We start from the raw sequence: 17,630 nt of genomic DNA, 5'->3' as shown, positions 1-17,630 counted from the left end.
GTAGGTCTTTACCGTGACACCGCGCCCTCCCCGTCCCGCGGGCGCTCTCTCGGGAAAGCAGGCACATGAGACGACACCTCGCGTACGCCGCCGCCGGAGCGGTGGTCCTCGCCCTCACCAGCTGCGGCGACGACCCCGAACCGCAGGTCGCCGACCCGACCTCGACTCCCAGCTCCTCCTCGTCGCCGAGCGAGAGCGCTGCAGCCGAGAAGGAGCCGTGGGAGGAGAAGACCCCCGAGGGCGCCATTGCTTTCTCTGAGCGTTGGGTGTCCGAGTTCAGCACTGCGTTCACAACGGGAGACACCGACGCTCTCAGGGCAGCCAGCCAGGCCTCATGCGATACGTGCGACTCGTTCATCAACCTCATCGATGACGTCTACAAGAACGGCGGAACTATCGAGGGAAACCCCTGGAAGCTCCAGGACCCAGCATGGTCCGCGCCTGATGGGGCCGCTGGAACGGTGGCGGTCACGGGCACCATGCGCGTTCCCGCCCAGACGATCACGAGAACAGGAGTGCCGCCCTCGACTGCGCCACCCACCGAGCAGCCCTACATTTTCGAGCTCAAGTGGACGCAAGACGCATGGAGAGTTTCTCGACTCCTGAGGGACTCGCAGTGACACGGACGGTCGCGGCTCTCTTCGTCGTTTGCAGCCTCTCCGGCGTCACGTCAGCAACCGCCGATGAGCCCGATGTGGGCGCCGGGCAGAACGAGTTCGTCGCGATCTCCGAGGAAACCCAGTCGGCGTCGCTGCTAGAAACCGCAGTGGCCGACCCGGTCGACAGCACCACCAACATTGGCGTCACCTACGTTCTGGACCCCGTTTGCGTACGCGGCGAGGGCATCTCCGGCGATAGTTTCTACGGTTGCGCAGGCCAGCAGCGATGCGGCACTGATGGCGAGCTGTTCCTTATTCAAGCGATGCTGCCCGACGGGAGCACCTCAGCTCAGGGCACGACCTGCATCGAACCTGGCGACCCAACCGCGGCGACGGCCCCCGTCCTGACCCCCGGCCGCATCCTCGAAGCCTTCCGCCGCATCCCGCTACCCCACGCACCCCTGGAGATCCAGCCACCCGGCGGAGAGACCCTGGTCAACTTCGACACCATCCTCCACACCCAAGCCGAGCCGTTCCAGGAGACCGTGCAGCTCCTGGGCCGCCAGATCACCTTCAACATCACCCCCGCCACCTTCACCTGGACCCTCGGCAACGGCGAGAGCATGACCACCACCGACCCCGGCCAGCCCTGGACACCCGGCACCCCCATGGACGCCTACGTCTCCCACCGCTACACCCAGGCCGGCCCCGTCACCCTCCAGCTCACCACCACCTGGACCGCCCGCTGGCGCCTCGGCAACGGGCCCTGGCGCGACGTCGACGGCACCGTCACCATGACCAGCCCCGCCCAAGACCTCCAGGTCCGCACCGCACAACCCCAGCTCGTCTCCTACGACTGAGCCCACGCGGCCATGGCCTGGATCACCCCCGAGGTGCAGGCATCCGCCCGAAGTCGCGGAAGCAGGTCTTGGTGCCCCGGCAGCCGTTGAGCACGCCGAGCCGCCGTGCCAGCTCGCGCTGCACGTTCCGGTACCGGGCATCGCCGGCGAGGTTGCGCAGCTGGAACGGGTCCGTCTTGCGGTCGAAGAGCTCCCAGAACCCGGGTCCCGAGGCGACCTTCCAGTTGGTGTAGGTGTAGCGCGACGTGCGCACGCCTCGGTACATCCAGGCTCCGGTGCCGTCCTTGGCCGACCTCGCTCCCGCCTGGATCAGGGCGGTGTCCCCGACCGGCCTCTTCCCACGGGTCAGGAGCGGCAGCAGGCTGCGTCCGTCCTGGACCCGGCCCGCCTTGGCCCCGGCCGCGTCGATGATCGTCGGCGCCAGGTCCACCGTCGTCGCGGTCACGTCAGGCCGCGACTGCTTCACACCCGGCCCGCGGACCAGCAGCGGCACGCGCAACGACTCCTCGTACGGGAGGATCTTCCCCGAGTAGCGGTGCTCCCCCAGCTGGTAGCCGTTGTCGGACGTGAAGACGATGTAGGTGTTGTCCAGCTCATCCGTCGCCTGCAGCGCCGCCACGATCTCGGCGACACCGTCGTCGACGCTCTGCAACGACCGGATGCGCTCCAGGAAGAACTTCTGGGTCTTCCCCCGGGGGACGACGTCGCTGCCGGCGATCAGGCGGTTGGGCCTGTGCAGCGGCGCGTCGTAGGACTTCTTGGACAGGCTGGGCGCCTTCTCCCGGCTGAGGGCACTCCGGTACTTCCTCTCCGGAGTCGGCCCGACCTTGCAGGTGCTCTCCCCGCACTCGCCGTGCGGAGCGAAGTACGAGGTCCAGATGAAGAACGGCTTGTCGTCGGTGCTCGCCGACTCCCCGGGCGCCCAGTCGTGGATGAGGTCGACGGTCCGCTCCGTGGCGTACGTCGTCGAGTAGGCCACGCCGTCGTTGTAGCGACGCTTCACGCCCTGGGTGAACATCTTGAAGTCGTAGTAGCCGAACGCGGAGGTGCGCGGCACGTCGAACCACTCCCACCCCGTGGGGACCCCATCGCGCTTGGGCTTCCAGTGCGTGATGAACTTCCCGATCATGCCGGTGTGGTAGCCGTACTCGTAGAGCCACTTCGGCAACGTGTCGTGCGGGTTCTTCAGTCGCCGGTAGCCGCCATAGGCGCCGCCGTTGGAGTGCACGCCGTTGTTCTGCGCGAACTGGCCCGACACGATCTCGGCTCGCGCGGGGCAGCACAAGGGGTGCGGGCTGATGGCGTCCGTGAACTCTGCGCCCTGCTTGCCCAGCAGCTTGCGGGTCTTCGGCATGTACTTCATGTCGGACGCCGTCTGGTCATCGGTGGTGATGAGGATGATGTTGGGCGCGTTCGCAGCAGCCTGCTGCCTCACCGGCGGAAGCGGCGGCTCGTAGTCCTCACCGGACTCGACGACGCCGACCCGGTTCTGGACGACGGCGCCATCCTGCCGTTCTTGGTCGTAGGACGAGGCCGGTGACGCCCCGACGAGGAGGGCGAGCACGGGCACGGCGGCAAGGGCCAGCACCGGCAAGCGCCGGGCGGTAGCGGTGGGGAGCACGAGGGAGAACCCTGCCGAGCCCCTTTACTTACCGCCGATTTTTTCCAGGATGTTGCGACGTGTGGTGCGTCACCTCACGTCGACTGCCGTCGACCATCCACAGCCTGTGGGTGAGACCTGGCGTCGAAGTGGGTAGGTCTTTACCGTGACATCGCGCCCTCCCCCGTCCCGGAGGGCGCTCCCTCGGGAAAGCAGACACATGAGACGACACCTCGCGTACGCCGCCGCCGGAGCGGCAGTTCTCGCTCTCGCTGGTTGCGGCGACGACCCCGAACCGCAGGTCGCCGACCCGACCGCGACGCCCAGCTCCTCCTCGTCACCGAGCGAAAGTGCTGCGGCCGAGAAGGAGCCGTGGGAGAAGGAGAGCGAAGAGGGCGTAATCGCCTTCGCGGAACAGTGGATCAGCTGGTTCGACCAGTCCAAGCAGACCGGTGACACTGAGGCTCTGGCCGCCGCGAGTTCCTCCGAGTGCACCACTTGTCAGAACTACATCGCGCTCACCAAAGACATCTACAGCGACGGCGGCTTCATCGAGTCGAAGGGCTGGCGAGTCCTGTCGGTCTCGACTCCGGCTGACGACGCCTCGCCCACCACTCGAGTCAGCATGCGCATCGCGCAGAGTCCTCAGCGACTCAAGCGATCCGCCGATGCCAAGACCGAGCAGTTCGCAGGCGGAGAGTCCACCTACACGGCTCAGGTGCGTTGGGTCGAAGACGGCTGGACGATGATGAGTCTGGACATCGTCGAGTGACTTTCTTCCGATCCCTCGCCGTCACCTTCTTGGTCGTCGGCGTCCTTGCCTTTGCCCCCACCCGGGCCGCGGCAGCCGCGGGCTGCGTGAGTGAGGCAACGGCCGCCCAGGACGCTTACGCAGCCGTGACGACGTGCGGAAACAATTCCATGGCGCCGAGCGATCCTCTCAGCACGGTCACGACCAACTCGTCGAGCGGCAGTGAGATCACGTACTCCCTCGATCCCTCGTGCATACGGGGCAGCGGCACCGGCGAAGGCTATTTCTATGGGTGCGGCAGTCAGCAAACTTGCGGCAACGACGGCGACCTTTTCGACGTCTGGGCTCATCTGCCGGATGGAGACACCTATATCTCGGGACAGCACTGCGTCGAACCTAACGACCCAGCCGCGGCAACGGCCCCCGTCCTGACCCCCGGCCGCATCCTCGAAGCCTTCCGCCGCATCCCGCTACCCGACGCACCCCTGCAGATCCAGCCACCCGGCGGAGAGACCCTGGTCAACTTCGACACCATCCTCCACACCCAAGCCGAGCCGTTCCAGGAGACCGTGCAGCTCCTGGGCCGCCAGATCACCTTCGACATCACCCCCGCCACCTTCACCTGGACCCTCGGCAACGGCCAGACCAAGACCACCACCGACCCCGGCCAACCCTGGACACCCGGCACCCCCATGGACGCCTACGTCTCCCACCGCTACACCCAGGCCGGCCCCGTCACCCTCCAGCTCACCACCACCTGGACCGCCCGCTGGCGCCTCGGCAACGGACCCTGGCGCGACGTCAACGGCACCGTCACCATGACCAGCCCCGCCCAAGACCTCCAGGTCCGCACCGCACAACCGCAGCTCGTCTCGTACGACTGAGCATCCGCGGCCTGCCCTACATGCGCGTCAGCGGTGAGCTGACAACCGAACGTCAGGCCCGGTCGGTTGTCAGCTCACCGCCCATGCCGGTCCGGCCTCAACGGCGGTGGCTCAGCAACCGACCCGTACCCCGGAACGGTTGCCAGCTCACCGCTCCGGCCAGCGGTCAGTCGCCGACGACCGATGCGAGGGTGGCGAGCACGGTCTCCTTGCGGGGGGCGCCAGCGGCACGGGTGGCCTCGTGGCCGGTGCTGTCGAGGATGAGGGTGGTGGGGGTGCGCAGGACGTCGAGGCGGCGTACGAGCTCGAGGTGGTGCTCGGCGTCGATCTCGAGGTGCGCGACGCCCGGGACCACCTCGACCACCTCGCCCAGCGTGCGCCGGGTGACGCGGCAGGGGGCGCAGAAGGCGGAGGAGAACTGCACGAAGGTGGCGCGCTCCCCCAGCTCGGCGTCCGGCAGGGCCGCCAGGACCTCGTCCCAGGCGGTGCGCACGGGCGCTTCGGCCGCCGCAGGAGCATCGGAGCCAGCGCCCGCCTCAGCGCCCGCCGACGCAGCGGACCCGCCGCCGGCAGCTCCCCTCACCTGGTGCGTCCCGCGGAAACGACCGTCGGTCGCGGCACGGTAGGCGCCGAAGGCGAGGGCGATCGCGACGGCAGCGAGGGCGATCCACAGTCCGGTAGGCACGCGGACCACAACAGCCGATCAGAGCCGCACATTCCAGTCCGCACCACCCACGCACCACCCACAGGTCCAGACGACCTGATTTCTTCACCATCCGAATGTGATTGGCGTCTCGAACAGTGGGCATAAGAAGTGTCAGGAGCCCTGGGAGGGATTCACATGCAGGAGCTTGTCGTCGCCGCGCTCGCCGCCACCGTCTGGTGCCTGGCGCCGCTCCCGCTCGCCGTGGCCATCGGTCGCGCCTTCAGTCACGGCCACACCCCCGGTCCTGCCGAGCAGGCCCTCACCACCCTGGCTCACGACAACCTGCGCGACTGCGCCGGCGGCCCGGAGTCTGACAGGACGCACTTCCACCTCTGAGCCCGATAGGGCATCATTGGTCTAGTCCACCGCTGGCGATCCGCCGACCCCCCAGACACGACGGCGCACCGCGCGCACAGTGGACACAGGAGCCGTTCCCCACCCCCCAGGGAGACCCGTGCTGACCACCGCTGCCCTCGTCATCCTCGCTGCCCTCGTGTGGGCGGCCTTCTCGCTGCTCGCCGGCATCCTCGTCGGCCAGCTGCTGCGTCGCGGCGAACGATCCACCCCCGTCGTACGCCGCGCCCCGGTGCGTCCGCGACTGGTGCAACCAGCCGCCTGAGCAGGCTCCCCCCGCCTGCCGGCGCACAGACACGAGGGCCGGGCTCCGCAGCAGCGGAACCCGGCCCTCGTGGCGTCAGTGGCTCGATCAGCCGGCGACAGCCTTCTTGAACGCGGCCGCGGCCTTGAAGCCGGGGACGGTCGTCGCGGCGATCTGCATGGTCTCGCCGGTCTGCGGGTTGCGACCCTCGCGAGCCGAACGCTCACGGGGCTCGAAGGTGCCGAAACCGGCGATGCTCACGCGCTCACCCTTGGCCACGGCCGAGACGATCGCCGACAGCGCGGCGTCGACGGCACGCTCGGCGTCGGCACCGGTCAGCCCGGTCTCCTTGGCCACGGTCTCGCGAAGCTCTCCCTTGTTCATGCAGTTCTCCTTCATCGTGTTGCTCGTCTTGGGGTCCGTCGTTCACCGCACCCTAACCAGCAAACCCCGCAAAACCGCGACCTGGCGGCTCTCCGCCCGGTTTTTCTTGCCGATCAGCGCCTCGCGGCCAGCCTGGCGCGCAGTCGGCGCACCTCCTCCTCGAGCTCCAGCACCCGAGCCACGCCCGCCAGGTTGAGCCCCTCGGCGAGCAGGTCACGGATGCGGTGCAGCACCTCGATGTCGGCCTGGCTGTAGAGCCGCGTGCCGCCCTCGGTGCGGTCCGGGCTCAGCAGGCCGCGGCGTTCGTAGACGCGCAGGTTCTGCACCTCCATGCGCACCATCTGCGCCGCCACCGAGATCGCGAACACGCCCCGTGCGTTCGTCGCCATCGCCACCACCCTCCTGCCGCCGAACTCTCAGAATTTTCTCAGCCCTGGGACTTGAGTCTGACCTACTGGATGGATTACAACAAACCTGTAACCACTGATACAGGTACGGCGGGCTTACGCAGACCGTCTGGACCCACATCCACATCCACATGAGCTCAAGGAGGACCCCATGTTGCTGCGCACCACCGACCCGTTCCGCGACTTCGACCGCATCACCCAGCAGCTGCTGGGGACGACGAACCGGCCGGCCGCCATGCCGATGGACGCCTGGCGCCAGGGCGAGGAGTTCGTCATCGAGATGGACCTGCCCGGCGTCAGCCGCGACAGCATCGACCTCGACGTCGAGCGCAACGTCCTGACCGTGCGCGCCGAGCGCGTCGCCCGCAACGGCGACTGGGAGCGGCTCGCCTCCGAGCGCCCGACCGGCATGTTCAGCCGCCAGCTAGTCCTCGGCGACAACCTCGACCTCGAGCGCATCGAGGCGACGTACGACGACGGCGTGCTGCGGCTGGTCGTGCCCGTGGCCGAGAAGGCGAAGCCGCGCAAGATCGAGATCGGCTCGAGCTCGTCCGACCGCGAGACCACCGCGATCGAGAGCTGACCACCCCGCTCACAGGCGGCCGCCCCGAGGGTCGGGGCGGCCGCCTCGCCATGCCCGGTTCTGGGTACGCCCCACCCCGGACCGGTGGCCACCGGCGCAGGATGGAAGCACTCCCTGACCGGGAGGGTGACCAGAGGAGATCGCCATGGAGATCGAGCAGAGCCTCCAGACCGCCCTCGACGGGTTCTTCGACTTCCTGCCGAACCTCGTCGGCTTCCTGCTGCTGCTGCTGATCGGCTACATCGTGGCCAGGGTGGTCGCCGCCGTGGTGCGCAAACTCCTCGACGGGATCAAGGTGGACGAGCACCTGCGCCGCACCGCCATCCACGGCCACGTGGAACGGATGGCACCCGGGACCAGCATCAGCAAGATCCTGGCCTCCGTCGTCTTCTGGCTGATCTTCATCCTCTTCCTGACCAGCGCGATCGGCGCCCTGAAGATCCCGACGGCCACCACCTTCATGAACCAGGTCCTGGCCTACCTGCCCAACGTCATCGTGGCCATCGTCATCTTCGTCATCGCCGCCCTGCTCGCCGGCGCCGCCGGCAGCGCTGTCAGCAAGGTGATGGGCGAGACCCCGAGCGCCCGGATCGCAGCCACCGTCGTGCCGGCACTGGTGATGGTCATCGCGCTCTTCATGATCCTCGACCAGCTCCAGATCGCGGAGGCCATCGTCACCATCGCCTTCGCCGCCACCATGGGCGCACTGGCGCTCGGTCTGGCCCTCGCCTTCGGCCTGGGCGGCCGCGACGTGGCCCGCCGCCTGCTCGAGGACGCCTACGCCAAGACCTCCTCCGGCCCAGGGACGAGCACCGGCGCCCACACCGGGACCAGCACCGCCGCCACCGACCTGCTCGACGGCTGACCTCCCCTTCGGCGCTCCTCCACAGGGTCGAACAAATGTTCGACAAAGCGCCTCGCGCGTGGGAGAATGGCGGGCATGAGGCTGCTCCAGCACCCCACCAGCGACCGGGCCCCCGGCCCGGGTCCTGGGGTGCCCGCCGGCCTCTCCTCAGCACCTGAGTCGGGTCCTGTCGCGGCGGCGGTCGCGGCCGCGCGTGCTGCGATGGCGGCGGCACGCGACGGGGATCTGCGTCGGCAACCGGTCGAGGACCTCGCCGTGCTGGTTCAAGCCCTCTCGGGCCTGGAGGCTGAGGCGTCCGCGCTGCTGGGTGAGGTGCTCGGTGAGGCCGAACGACGCCAGGTCGCCGATGCCGAGGCCGCCACCGGCACCGACGCGTGGGCCGCCGCCCTGACCGGGCAGTCGCGGGAGGTGCTCGCCGGTGGTGCGCGGGTCGCGGAGCTGCTGCGCAGCAAGTACCACCACGCCCGTGCGGCGTACGCGACCGGGGCGATCACCACCCGCCAGGTCCGCATCATCGTCGCCGCCGCCGAACAAGCACCCCTCGAGACCACCCCCGAACAGCTCGCCGCCGCCGAGGAGGTGCTGGTCAACAAAGCCACCGGCATCGGCACCCGCACCGGGCGCCCCATGAACCCCAAACGCCTCCGCCAAGCCGCCAGGCGGATGCTCGACGTCATCGACCGCGACCTCGCCGACAAGCACGAAGCGATCATGCTCGGGCGCGAATCCCGCCGCGCCAAGCACGAGACCTACCTCGCGCTGCACGACAACGGCGACGGCACCTACTCCGGCAAGTTCACCATCCCCGAGCTCCACGGCTCCCTGCTCCGCACCGCCATCGAGACCCTGTCGGCACCCCGCCGCCTCAACAAGGCGCGTACCGGCCCAGAGGGCGAGAACATCTCCGGCTACGACGAGTCCGCCCCCACCGGGCCGGACCACGGCCTGTCGGACTGGGAGGTCGCAGGCAATGCCCTGTGCGAGCTCATCGAGCACCTGCCCACCGACGGCTGGAACGGCGCCAACGCCCTGACCCTCCTGGTCACCATGACCGCCGAAGACCTCACCCGCGACCTCGCCGCCACCGGTGACCTCGACCCGGCCGCCTGGCCCGACTGGCGAGGACCCGACGAGACCGGCACCGCCAAGCTCGACACCGGCACCCGGGTCGCTGCCGGCGACCTGCGCCGACTGGCCTGCGAGGCCGGACTCGTCCCCGCCGTCCTCAACTCCCGATCAGTGCCCCTCGACCTCGGCCGGACCAAACGGCTCCACACTCACCATCAACGAAAAGCCCTGGCACCCGTCCATGACACCTGTGCCATCGGGACCTGCGAGAGACCCTTCGCCTGGACCGAGATCCACCACCTCATCGCCTGGTCCCACCACGGCGACACCGACCTCGACAACGCGATACCCCTCTGCTCCTGGCACCACCACCGCGCCCACGACCCCCGGTGGCACCTCACCCAGCACCCACTCCGAGGCTGGGAGCTGAAGGCACGCCGCACCACCCGGGGCTGAGCCCTGCTCAGCCGCCGGCGAAGGGCGGCAGGAACTCCACCGTGGCGCCCGGCTCGACCTGCACCGATCCGGGGTCCTGGCTGCCGACCGGCTGCTCGCCGACCAGCGCGGAGCAGACCGCGAGCACCCGCTCGAGGTCGGTGCCGGGGTGCAGCGCGACCGCGCGCCGTACGACCTCGGCGAGGCTGACGGCGCCGTCGACCTCGAGCTCGTCGGCACCGGTGCCGGCGGCGTGCTTGGCGCCGGCCCAGTAGTGCACGTGCACCACCTGCGTCTCAACCACGTGACTTCCTCCTGCTGCCGGGTCGGGGCTTCGGTAGTATTCAACCCGGATCACCGACCGGAGCCCAACGATGCGTTCTGGTCCCCCGCACACCGGAGGGACCCACCGTGAGCACGATTCTCCTCCTGACCAGCGCCCTGCAGCCTTCTGCCGAGGTGCTGCCCGGGCTGGCCCTGCTCGGTCACCAGGTCCGGGTGCTGCCACCCGAGGGCAGCGCACTGCTCGAGGCGCCCGACGTCGACCTGCTCCTGGTCGACGGCCGCCAGGACCTCGCCCACGCCCGCGACCTGTGCCGCCTCATCCGCACCACCGGCAGCGAGCAGCCCGTGCTGCTGGTCGCCACCGAGGGCGGCCTCGCCGTGGTCAGCCACGACTGGGGCATGGACGACGTCGTGCTGCACACCTGCGGCCCCGCCGAGCTCGAGGCCCGCATCAAGATCGCCATCGGCCGCTTCGCCGCGCGCATCGAGGCCGACGACCCCGAGTCGCACCTGATCCGCTCCGGCGAGGTCACCGTCGACGAGGCGACGTACACCGCGCGCATCGGCAAGCGCCCGCTCGACCTGACCTTCAAGGAGTTCGAGCTCCTCAAGCACCTGGCCCAGCACCCCGGCCGCGTCTTCAACCGCCAGCAGCTGCTGCAGGAGGTGTGGGGCTACGACTACTTCGGCGGCACCCGCACCGTCGACGTCCACGTCCGGCGCCTGCGCGCCAAGCTCGGCGTCGAGCACGAGACCCTCATCGGCACCGTGCGCAACGTCGGCTACCGCTTCGTGGTGCCCGCCAAGGACGCGCGCGCCGAGGCCGACGCCCGCACCATCACCGAGGCCGGGGTCAGCGAACCCGCCTCGGGCTAAGGTCAGGGGAATGGACTCCCTGCACCACGCACGGCAGATCGAACGGGTCGCGGCCCTCTCCGAGGCCGCCGACGGCACCGCCCCGCTCGACGAGGCGACCCTGATGGCGCTGCGCCACCCCGAGCGGTTCCGCTCCTGGGTCGAGGGCGAGGCGGTCGCGGTCCTGGTCGACGACCAGGTCTCCCTCGTCGTGGCTCCCGAGGCCCGCGGCCGCGGGCTCGGCTCCAAGCTCCTCGACCAGCTGCTCGGTGACGTCGGGCCCGGCACCCGGCTCGAGGCCTGGTCGCACGCCGACCACCCCGCCGCCCGACACCTGGCCGGGCGCACCGGCTTCGAGCGGGTGCGCGAGCTGTGGGTGATGCGCCGTCGTACGTCGATCCCGCTGCCTCGCCTCGACCCGCCGCCGGGCGTCCGGCTGCGCACCTACACCGACGACGACGCCGAGGCCGTCCTGCGGCTCAACGCCGCGGCCTTCGCCGCCCACCCGGAGCAGGGGGCGATGGACGCCGACAACCTCGCCGAGCGGATGGCCGAGCACTGGTTCGACCCCGCCGGGCTGATCCTGGCCGTCGACACCTCCGAGGGCGCCGAGGGCCGGCTGCTGGCCTTCCACTGGACCAAGCAGCACTCGCGCGAGCTCGGCGAGGTGTACGTCGTCGGGGTCGACCCCGAGGCCCAGGGCGCCGGCCTCGGACGGCTGGTCACCCTCGCCGGCCTGCACCACCTCGCCGACCTGCAGGTCAACGAGGTGCTGCTCTACGTGGAGTCCGACAACGCGGCCGCGATCCGCGTCTACCGCGACAAGCTGGGGTTCACCCACGCCTCGGAGGACACCCACGTGATGTACCGCCGCCCCGCCTGAGGCTCCGCCTGCTCGGGCACCGGGTGGACGAGCTCGGCGAGCGCGCCGTGCACCAGGTCGAGCACCAGGTCGGCGTGCTCGGTCACCGGCTCGTCGCCGACCCCGGGCAGCACCAGCCAGCGCGCGCCCGGGAGCTCGACCGAGTGGTCGGGCCGCTCGCCCACGGCGGCCCACACCGGCACGGTGACCTGCCGCAGCCGCTCCAGCACGTCGCAGGCCGTCTGCTCGACGGGTCCCAGCAGCACCAGGCCGGCCACGGCCCCGGGCTCGGTCAGCGCCATCTCCACCGCCAGGCACGCGGCGTCGCCCTCGGCGACCAGCAGCAGGCCCCGGGGCTCGGAGCGCCGCAGCGCGTCGAGCAGGTGGCTCGCCCGCTCCTCGACGCCGCCCTCGACGGCGTCGGAGAGCCCGCAGCCGGGCAGGTCGGGGGCCAGCAGGCGCGCGCTCCACGAGCCGAGGCCCATCAGGTCGGCCCAGGCCTCGCCCGTGCCGCCGTCGCGGTGCAGCAGCACCACGGGTGCGCCCTCGCTCGTGCCGGCCTCGTGCAGGTGCACCTGCGCGCCCGGGTCGCCCAGGTAGCGCCGGAACGCCGGGGGCGCGGTCCACGGGTCGGCGGCCTGCTGTCCGGGCGTGGGCTCGCCCGCGCCGCTCGAGGCGGTCGACGACATGTCGTCGGCGGAAGGATGCACAACATCAGCTTTCAAGCAGGCGAGACAGCACGACTCGCGGGCAGACAGGTCGTGCAGCGGCAGGTTCAAGCCTAAGTCAGGGTCGTGCCACGACCCATTCGCTTTACGTTCGGACGCTGTTTGTAACACAGCGGTCTAGACCAGCGGGTGCCCTATGACGGCCCGGGTGGTCCAGACCCGTCACCTGTCGGCCACCCACGCGACGCCGACCGGCGCTTCAATAGCGCTTCGGGCGTCGTCACCGTCGCCCTCCCACCGTCTCGGACGACCGAGAGAGGCGCCACGTGTTCAAGAAGCTGCGACGCACCGTGCGCTGCCGCCGCAAGTACGGCGACCGCTGCCCCCACATCGAGCGGCACTCCAGGCGCCGCTCGACCTGAGGCCTCAGCGCAGCTTCGGACGCACGTGCAGCCCCACCTCGGGGTCGACCACGACCTCCTGGGCGGCCGGCATCGCGTCGACCTCGAGGGTCGCGTCGACCGGCACGTTGCGCTTGACCATCGCCAGCGCGATCGGGCCCAGCTCGTGGTGGCGGGCCGAGGAGCCGACGAACCCGACGACCTTCTCGCCGTTCCTCAGCTCGGCGCCCTGCTCGGGCAGCCGGTTCTCGGTGCCGTCGAGGTGCAGCAGCACCAGCCGGCGCGGCGGACGGCCCAGGGTGTGCACCCGCGCCACCGTCTCCTGGCCCCGGTAGCAGCCCTTGTCGAGGTGCACCGCCGGGCCGACCCAGCCGACCTCGTTGGGGATGGTGCGGGTGTCGGTGTCGATCAGGAGCCGCGGTTCGCCGCGGGCGATGCGCAGCGCCTCGAAGGCCCACATGCCGCACGCCGGGCCGGCCGCGGCAGCGTACGCCGCCAGCTGCTCGCGGGGCACCAGCTCGTAGGTCGTGCCCGTCGACGAGGCGCGCCAGGTCACCGCGAGGTCGTCGGTGACCTCGGAGAGCTCGACGCGGGTCATGAACTTCATCCGCTCGAGGAACTCCAGCAGCGCCGGGGCCGCGCCGGGCTCGGTGTGCGCCACGAACGCCTCGCCGTCGTCGTACCCGCTGAAGGCGTGCTCGACGTGGCCCTGCGGGGAGAGCACCAGCGCGTCGGTCCAGACCTTGGGCGCGAGGTCGAGGAAGTACTGCGTGGTCAGCGCGTGCAGCCAGGTCAGCCGGTCGGGGCCCTCGATGCGCAGCACGTCGCGGTGGGAGAGGTCGACGAAGCCCTCCCCGGACTCCAGGGTGCGCTGCTCGGCGTTGAAGGATCCGTAGTGGGCGGCCACCGGGGCGTCGACGCCGTTGCCGGCGACCGCGCCGGGCAGGTCGAGCAGGGGGCTGGTGCGGGGGTGGGTCTGGCTGGTCATGGGTTCTCCTCTCGTGCGCACTCGGCGCAGGTGCCGAAGACGGTCAGGTGACCGATGTCGGCGGTGAAGCCGTGCTCGTCGGCCAGGCGCCCGGTCAGCACCGAGGCGACCTCGGCGCCGACGGAGACGACCCGGCGGCAGGTGCGGCACACCAGGTGGAAGTGCTCGTGGTCGGTGACGGAGTGGTAGGTCGGTGCCCGGTCGGAGAGGTGCGCGTGGCGCACCAGCCCGAGCTCCTCGAGCACCTCGAGGTTGCGGTAGACCGTCGAGACGTTGACGGCCGAGGAGTGCTGGCGCACCTCGGCGAGCACCTCGTCGGGCGTGGCGTGGCCCAGCGACTCGACCGCCCGCAGCACCAGCTCGCGCTGCGGCGTGAGCCGGTAGCCGCTGCCGGCCAGGCGGCGCCGCAGGTCGTCGGTCATCGCGCAGCCCACCCCGCCCCGCGCCTCAGGACCGCTTCAGCCGCGCCCACAGGTGCGGCTGGAGCTCCTTGCCCTCGGCCTCCATGTCGTAGGCGTAGAGCAGGTCGCCCTCGACGTTGCCGTAGAGCCGGTGCCCGCCGGTGACCTCGCGGGCGGTCTCGGTGAAGGCCACGCCGGCGGTGCGCAGCTCGATCTTGCCGTCCTCGGCGTTGCCGTACCAGATCTCGGAGATGCCGGTGTTGTGCGCCAGCACCATCTCGACCTTGCCGCGCTCGGGGCAGCGCAGGAAGCCGGTCTCCTGCGCGGCCTCGCGCACCTTCTCGCCGTTCTCGTCGATGATCCACGAGCGCGAGAAGTAGTGCAGGAACGGGCGGCCGTCCTGCTGGAAGACCAGCTCCTGCTGGTAGTCGTAGGGCTCGATCCCCGGGTAGTCGCCCTTGCCGCTGCCGGACCAGGTGCCGAGCAGCCAGACGAGGGGGCCACAGTGGGGATGCAGGTTGGGAGGGAGTTCGATCGGCACCCCTCCACCATAGGCGCCGACCCGGCCGGGGGCGGCGCCTAGGCTTCGCCCATGCGTCCCCTCGTCATCAAGGTCACCTGCGCCGCCGACGACCCCGAGCGCTCCAACCAGGCCTTCACCGTCGCCGCCGCGGCGGCCGCGGCCGGGGCGGACGTCTCGCTGTGGCTCACCGGCGACGCCGCGTCGTACGCCGTCGCGGGCGGCGGGCCCGACCTCGGGCTCGAGCACGCCACCCCGGTCGCCCAGCTGCTCGAGGTGGTGCTCGCCACCGGCCGCGTGACGGTCTGCACCCAGTGCGCGGCGCGCCGCGGGATCACCGAGGACGACCTCGCGCCGGGGGTGCGGATGGCCGGCGCAGCGCTCTTTGCCGAGGAAGTGCTCGGCGAGCACGTGCAGGCGCTGGTGTACTGATCCCGATGAGCACTCCCGGTCCTCCCCCCACCGAGCCGCGCCGCTGGCTGCGCCGCTCCGCCACGACCACCACCGCCGACGCCGCCCCCGCGCCGTCGGTCGAGGAGCTCACCGAGCGGATCGCCACCCAGACCGCGGCCGCCGAGCGCGCCGCCTCGCTGCGCCACTCCGCCGAGCTGGCGGCCGCCGAGCAGGCCGCCGAGCGGATCGCCGCCGAGGAGCTGGCCCAGCAGGCCGCCCAGGCCCGCGCCGAGGCCGACCGCGCCGCGGCCGAGCACGCCGCCGCCGCGCAGGAGGCGTACGACGCCCGCGCGGCCGCCGAGGAGGCCGCTCGCGTCGCCGAGGAGTCGCGGGCCGCGGCGGAGCAGGCACGCGCCGCCGCCGAGGAGTCGATCCGGGAGCGGGCCGAGGAGTCGGCCCGGGCCCGCGAGGCGGCCGAGGAGGCCGCGACCGAGGCGACCCGTCGCGCCGAGGAGCAGGCCGAGCTGCGCGCCGCCGCCGAGCAGGCCGCCCAGGCCGCGGCCGAGGCCCGCGCCGAGGCCGAGGAGAGCGCGCGGGCGCAGGCCGAGGCCGCCGCGGCCGCGCACACCGCCCAGACCGAGGCCCAGCAGGCCGCCGCCGCGGCCGCCACCGCCGCCGAGGAGGCGCTGGTCGCGCGGCGCAGCGCCGAGGAGGTCGCCACCGCCCACGGCGAGGCCGCCACCCACGCCCACTCCGACCGCGAGAACGCCGAGCACGCCGCCCGGGAGGCCGAGGCCCGCGCCCAGGCCGCCGCCGAGGCCCGCACCGCGGCCGAGGAGGCCGCCGCCGCCCAGGCCGCCGAGCGCGAGGAGGCCGACCGGGTCGCCGCTGAGCACGCCCGGGCGCGCAGCAGCGCCGAGGAGGCCGCCGCCGAGCAGGCCCACCTGGCCGAGCAGGCCCACGAGGCCCGCACCGCCGCCGAGCAGGCGGCCCAGGAGCGCGCCCAGGAGGCGGAGCAGGCGCACGCCGCGCGCCTCGAGGCCGAGGAGGCTGGGCGGGTGCAGGCCGGCCTCGCCGACGAGGCCCAGGCCGCCCGCGAGCGGGCCGAGGAGGCCACCCGCGCGGCCAACGAGGAGGCCGAGGCCGCGCTCCGGGCCCGCCAGGCGGCCGACGTACGCGCCCAGGAGCAGGGCGAGGCGGCCGCCGCCGCCCACGAGGCCCGGGCCGCGGCCGACGCCGCCGCCGAGGAGGCAGCGGTCGCGCGGCAGGCCGCCGACGAGGCCGCCGCCGAGCACGCCCGGCTGGCCGCAGAGGCCCACGCCGCCCGCGCGGACGCCGAGCAGGCCGCCGCCGACGCGGCGGTGCGCCTCGGCGAGACCGTCGCCCTGGCCGACGCCGCCCACCAGGCCGCGGCCGCCCGCGGGCGCGACGCGGAGGCCGCCGGCACCGCCCTCGAGGCGGCCCGTGCCGACGCCGCCGCCGAGGCTCGCAGCGCCCAGGAGGCCCACGAGGCCCAGACGCTCGCCGACGCCGCCGCGACCGAGCACGCGCGCCTGGCCGCCGAGGCCCACGAGGCCCGGCTCGCCGCCGAGCAGGCCGCCGCCGAGGCCGTCGAGGCCCGCGCCAGTGCCGAGGCCGACGCCCAGCGCCACGCCGAGCTCGCCGCCGAGGCCGCCCGCGAGCGGGAGGCCGCCGAGCAGCGCACCATCGAGGTCCTCGAGCAGATGGCCGCCGCCGCCCGCGAGCACGACGAGGCGCTGCGCGCCGCGCAGGTCGCCCGCCAGGAGGCCGAGCAGGCGGCCGCCGAGGCCGTCACCGCCCGCGCCGAGGCCGAGCAGGCCGCCGCCGACCGGGCCGTGGACCGGCAGGCCGTCGAGGCCTCCGTGCGCCACCACGCCGAGCTCGTCGAGATCGCGATGGCCGAACGCCTGGCCGCCGAGGAGCGCGCCACCGCGCTGGCCGACGAGCTCGCCCGGACCCGGCCCCGCGGCCGGCCGGCCGCACAGCAGGAGCGGGGGTTGCAGGGGCTGCTGGGCAGCCCCGACGGACCTCCCGAGGGCACCCGCCCGGTCGCCCGCGACCCGCACCCGCCCAGCTCGCACCCGCGCACCACGGGCCGCGTGGTCGGTGCCGTGGCCGGGGCGCTCGCCCTGCTCGCCGCCATCGTCGGCGTCGGCGTCGGCCTGGCCGACGGGTTCGCCACCCCCATGCCGCTGGCCGCGGTGCTGCTCGCGGTGCTGCTCGGCGTGGTCGCGGTCCGCTCACTGCGGGCCTCCGGCAGCGCGAGCATCGGCGACGACGGCGTGGTCGACATCCTCAACAGCGACGGACACCACCGCTTCAGCGCCGCCAACCCCGCCACCGTCATCGAGGCGGTCGGCGAGCCCGGCGACCGCGACTGGCGGGTGCTCTTCCACCGCAGGACGCTGCCGCCGGTGGCGGTCGACGCGACCATGGTCGAGCCCGAGGAGTTCGTCGAGGCGCTGCGCGCCTGGCGCCCCGAGCTCTGACCCGACC

22 protein-coding genes are annotated in these 17,630 nt (G+C 72.0%); 13 read left to right on the top strand and 9 right to left on the bottom strand.

Features of this window, described 5'->3' with window-relative positions; translation table 11 throughout:
* The first annotated feature begins 65 nt into the window (after positions 1–65).
* Both OCU29_RS05925 and OCU29_RS05920 read left to right on the top strand, forming a co-directional pair.
* The gene (locus OCU29_RS05925) at positions 66–620 is read left to right on the top strand and encodes a DUF6318 family protein (protein WP_261819168.1); all 555 of its coding nucleotides are present in this window, start codon (positions 66–68) and stop codon (positions 618–620) included.
* Complete coding sequence (locus tag OCU29_RS05920; protein ID WP_261819167.1) at positions 617–1,459, top strand: hypothetical protein; 843 nt, start codon at positions 617–619, stop codon at positions 1,457–1,459. Before OCU29_RS05925 ends, OCU29_RS05920 begins: the two co-directional genes overlap by 4 nt.
* 22 nt (positions 1,460–1,481) lie before the next feature.
* Here OCU29_RS05920 and OCU29_RS05915 read toward each other — a convergent pair whose 3' ends face one another.
* On the bottom strand, positions 1,482–3,080 hold the full coding sequence (locus tag OCU29_RS05915) for a sulfatase (RefSeq protein ID WP_261819166.1): 1,599 nt from the start codon (positions 3,078–3,080) through the stop codon (positions 1,482–1,484).
* A gap of 199 nt (positions 3,081–3,279) precedes the next feature.
* Here OCU29_RS05915 and OCU29_RS05910 point away from each other — a divergent pair, with 199 nt between their 5' ends.
* Both OCU29_RS05910 and OCU29_RS05905 read left to right on the top strand, forming a co-directional pair.
* Positions 3,280–3,831: a DUF6318 family protein gene (locus tag OCU29_RS05910; RefSeq protein ID WP_261819165.1), complete on the top strand. Its 552-nt coding sequence runs from the start codon at positions 3,280–3,282 to the stop codon at positions 3,829–3,831.
* Positions 3,828–4,694 (top strand): hypothetical protein, encoded by an 867-nt coding sequence (locus OCU29_RS05905; RefSeq protein WP_261819164.1) that lies wholly within the window; start codon positions 3,828–3,830, stop codon positions 4,692–4,694. Before OCU29_RS05910 ends, OCU29_RS05905 begins: the two co-directional genes overlap by 4 nt.
* Before the next feature lie 166 nt (positions 4,695–4,860).
* On the opposite strand, the gene OCU29_RS05900 is transcribed toward OCU29_RS05905, so the two are convergent.
* Positions 4,861–5,187, bottom strand: a complete 327-nt coding sequence (locus tag OCU29_RS05900; protein ID WP_261819163.1) for a thioredoxin family protein — start codon at positions 5,185–5,187, stop codon at positions 4,861–4,863.
* A 348-nt stretch (positions 5,188–5,535) separates the two neighbouring features.
* Between OCU29_RS05900 and OCU29_RS05895 the strand changes: the two genes are divergently transcribed.
* Complete coding sequence (locus OCU29_RS05895; protein WP_261819162.1) at positions 5,536–5,736, top strand: hypothetical protein; 201 nt, start codon at positions 5,536–5,538, stop codon at positions 5,734–5,736.
* A gap of 118 nt (positions 5,737–5,854) precedes the next feature.
* Complete coding sequence (locus OCU29_RS05890) at positions 5,855–6,019, top strand: hypothetical protein (protein ID WP_179615287.1); 165 nt, start codon at positions 5,855–5,857, stop codon at positions 6,017–6,019.
* Positions 6,020–6,106: 87 nt separating this feature from the next.
* Here OCU29_RS05890 and OCU29_RS05885 read toward each other — a convergent pair whose 3' ends face one another.
* Both OCU29_RS05885 and OCU29_RS05880 read right to left on the bottom strand, forming a co-directional pair.
* Positions 6,107–6,397 carry an HU family DNA-binding protein gene (locus tag OCU29_RS05885; RefSeq protein ID WP_219633554.1) on the bottom strand — a complete coding sequence of 97 codons (291 nt, stop codon included), beginning with the start codon at positions 6,395–6,397 and terminating at the stop codon, positions 6,107–6,109.
* A gap of 98 nt (positions 6,398–6,495) precedes the next feature.
* Positions 6,496–6,771, bottom strand: a complete 276-nt coding sequence (locus tag OCU29_RS05880; RefSeq protein ID WP_261819161.1) for a MerR family transcriptional regulator — start codon at positions 6,769–6,771, stop codon at positions 6,496–6,498.
* 169 nt (positions 6,772–6,940) lie between these two features.
* Between OCU29_RS05880 and OCU29_RS05875 the strand changes: the two genes are divergently transcribed.
* The 3 genes from OCU29_RS05875 to OCU29_RS05865 all read left to right on the top strand — a co-directional run bounded on the left by OCU29_RS05875 (position 6,941) and on the right by OCU29_RS05865 (position 9,761).
* Positions 6,941–7,372, top strand: a complete 432-nt coding sequence (locus OCU29_RS05875; RefSeq protein ID WP_261819160.1) for an Hsp20/alpha crystallin family protein — start codon at positions 6,941–6,943, stop codon at positions 7,370–7,372.
* Positions 7,373–7,517: 145 nt separating this feature from the next.
* Positions 7,518–8,237: a hypothetical protein gene (locus OCU29_RS05870; protein WP_261819159.1), complete on the top strand. Its 720-nt coding sequence runs from the start codon at positions 7,518–7,520 to the stop codon at positions 8,235–8,237.
* Between the two features lie 75 nt (positions 8,238–8,312).
* Positions 8,313–9,761, top strand: a complete 1,449-nt coding sequence (locus OCU29_RS05865) for an HNH endonuclease signature motif containing protein (protein ID WP_261819158.1) — start codon at positions 8,313–8,315, stop codon at positions 9,759–9,761.
* Between the two features lie 7 nt (positions 9,762–9,768).
* Here OCU29_RS05865 and OCU29_RS05860 read toward each other — a convergent pair whose 3' ends face one another.
* Positions 9,769–10,044 carry a MoaD/ThiS family protein gene (locus OCU29_RS05860; RefSeq protein ID WP_179615283.1) on the bottom strand — a complete coding sequence of 92 codons (276 nt, stop codon included), beginning with the start codon at positions 10,042–10,044 and terminating at the stop codon, positions 9,769–9,771.
* A gap of 107 nt (positions 10,045–10,151) precedes the next feature.
* On the opposite strand from OCU29_RS05860, the gene OCU29_RS05855 reads away from it, so the two are divergent.
* Both OCU29_RS05855 and mshD read left to right on the top strand, forming a co-directional pair.
* On the top strand, positions 10,152–10,901 hold the full coding sequence (locus OCU29_RS05855; RefSeq protein ID WP_179615282.1) for a response regulator transcription factor: 750 nt from the start codon (positions 10,152–10,154) through the stop codon (positions 10,899–10,901).
* Between the two features lie 10 nt (positions 10,902–10,911).
* A complete protein-coding gene (gene mshD, locus OCU29_RS05850; RefSeq protein WP_179615281.1) occupies positions 10,912–11,763 on the top strand; it encodes a mycothiol synthase in 852 nt (283 codons plus the stop codon).
* On the opposite strand, the gene OCU29_RS05845 is transcribed toward mshD, so the two are convergent.
* The 4 genes from OCU29_RS05845 to OCU29_RS05830 form a co-directional block, all read right to left on the bottom strand.
* Positions 11,694–12,431: an alpha/beta fold hydrolase gene (locus OCU29_RS05845; protein WP_261819157.1), complete on the bottom strand. Its 738-nt coding sequence runs from the start codon at positions 12,429–12,431 to the stop codon at positions 11,694–11,696. The two genes, mshD and OCU29_RS05845, sit on opposite strands and share 70 nt — an antisense overlap.
* Before the next feature lie 405 nt (positions 12,432–12,836).
* A complete protein-coding gene (locus OCU29_RS05840; RefSeq protein WP_261819156.1) occupies positions 12,837–13,799 on the bottom strand; it encodes a folate-binding protein YgfZ in 963 nt (320 codons plus the stop codon).
* Positions 13,796–14,221, bottom strand: coding sequence for a Fur family transcriptional regulator (locus OCU29_RS05835; protein ID WP_179615278.1), 426 nt, complete (start codon positions 14,219–14,221; stop codon positions 13,796–13,798). Before OCU29_RS05835 ends, OCU29_RS05840 begins: the two co-directional genes overlap by 4 nt.
* 25 nt (positions 14,222–14,246) lie before the next feature.
* A complete protein-coding gene (locus tag OCU29_RS05830; protein WP_179615277.1) occupies positions 14,247–14,741 on the bottom strand; it encodes an FABP family protein in 495 nt (164 codons plus the stop codon).
* 51 nt (positions 14,742–14,792) lie between these two features.
* Between OCU29_RS05830 and OCU29_RS05825 the strand changes: the two genes are divergently transcribed.
* Positions 14,793–15,152 carry a DsrE family protein gene (locus tag OCU29_RS05825; RefSeq protein ID WP_261819155.1) on the top strand — a complete coding sequence of 120 codons (360 nt, stop codon included), beginning with the start codon at positions 14,793–14,795 and terminating at the stop codon, positions 15,150–15,152.
* 5 nt (positions 15,153–15,157) lie between these two features.
* The gene (locus OCU29_RS05820) at positions 15,158–17,623 is read left to right on the top strand and encodes a hypothetical protein (RefSeq protein ID WP_261819154.1); all 2,466 of its coding nucleotides are present in this window, start codon (positions 15,158–15,160) and stop codon (positions 17,621–17,623) included.
* Positions 17,624–17,630: the final 7 nt, after the last annotated feature.

The organism is Nocardioides sp. OK12 (genome assembly GCF_024341885.1).
Lineage (GTDB): Bacteria > Actinomycetota > Actinomycetes > Propionibacteriales > Nocardioidaceae > Nocardioides > Nocardioides marinisabuli.
This window is presented reverse-complemented; position numbering and strand designations above follow the sequence as displayed.

Bases quoted from the DNA above. Each gene is read 5' to 3' on its own strand.
- OCU29_RS05845 (WP_261819157.1), bottom strand. From the start codon at position 12,431: ATGTCGTCGACCGCCTCGAGCGGCGCGGGCGAGCCCACGCCCGGACAG.
- OCU29_RS05875 (WP_261819160.1), top strand. From the start codon at position 6,941: ATGTTGCTGCGCACCACCGACCCGTTCCGCGACTTCGACCGCATCACC.
- OCU29_RS05870 (WP_261819159.1), top strand. From the start codon at position 7,518: ATGGAGATCGAGCAGAGCCTCCAGACCGCCCTCGACGGGTTCTTCGAC.
- OCU29_RS05895 (WP_261819162.1), top strand. From the start codon at position 5,536: ATGCAGGAGCTTGTCGTCGCCGCGCTCGCCGCCACCGTCTGGTGCCTG.
- OCU29_RS05820 (WP_261819154.1), top strand. From the start codon at position 15,158: ATGAGCACTCCCGGTCCTCCCCCCACCGAGCCGCGCCGCTGGCTGCGC.
- OCU29_RS05835 (WP_179615278.1), bottom strand. From the start codon at position 14,221: ATGACCGACGACCTGCGGCGCCGCCTGGCCGGCAGCGGCTACCGGCTC.
- OCU29_RS05910 (WP_261819165.1), top strand. From the start codon at position 3,280: ATGAGACGACACCTCGCGTACGCCGCCGCCGGAGCGGCAGTTCTCGCT.
- OCU29_RS05825 (WP_261819155.1), top strand. From the start codon at position 14,793: ATGCGTCCCCTCGTCATCAAGGTCACCTGCGCCGCCGACGACCCCGAG.
- OCU29_RS05885 (WP_219633554.1), bottom strand. From the start codon at position 6,397: ATGAAGGAGAACTGCATGAACAAGGGAGAGCTTCGCGAGACCGTGGCC.
- OCU29_RS05865 (WP_261819158.1), top strand. From the start codon at position 8,313: ATGAGGCTGCTCCAGCACCCCACCAGCGACCGGGCCCCCGGCCCGGGT.
- OCU29_RS05925 (WP_261819168.1), top strand. From the start codon at position 66: ATGAGACGACACCTCGCGTACGCCGCCGCCGGAGCGGTGGTCCTCGCC.
- OCU29_RS05840 (WP_261819156.1), bottom strand. From the start codon at position 13,799: ATGACCAGCCAGACCCACCCCCGCACCAGCCCCCTGCTCGACCTGCCC.
- mshD (WP_179615281.1), top strand. From the start codon at position 10,912: ATGGACTCCCTGCACCACGCACGGCAGATCGAACGGGTCGCGGCCCTC.
- OCU29_RS05880 (WP_261819161.1), bottom strand. From the start codon at position 6,771: ATGGCGACGAACGCACGGGGCGTGTTCGCGATCTCGGTGGCGGCGCAG.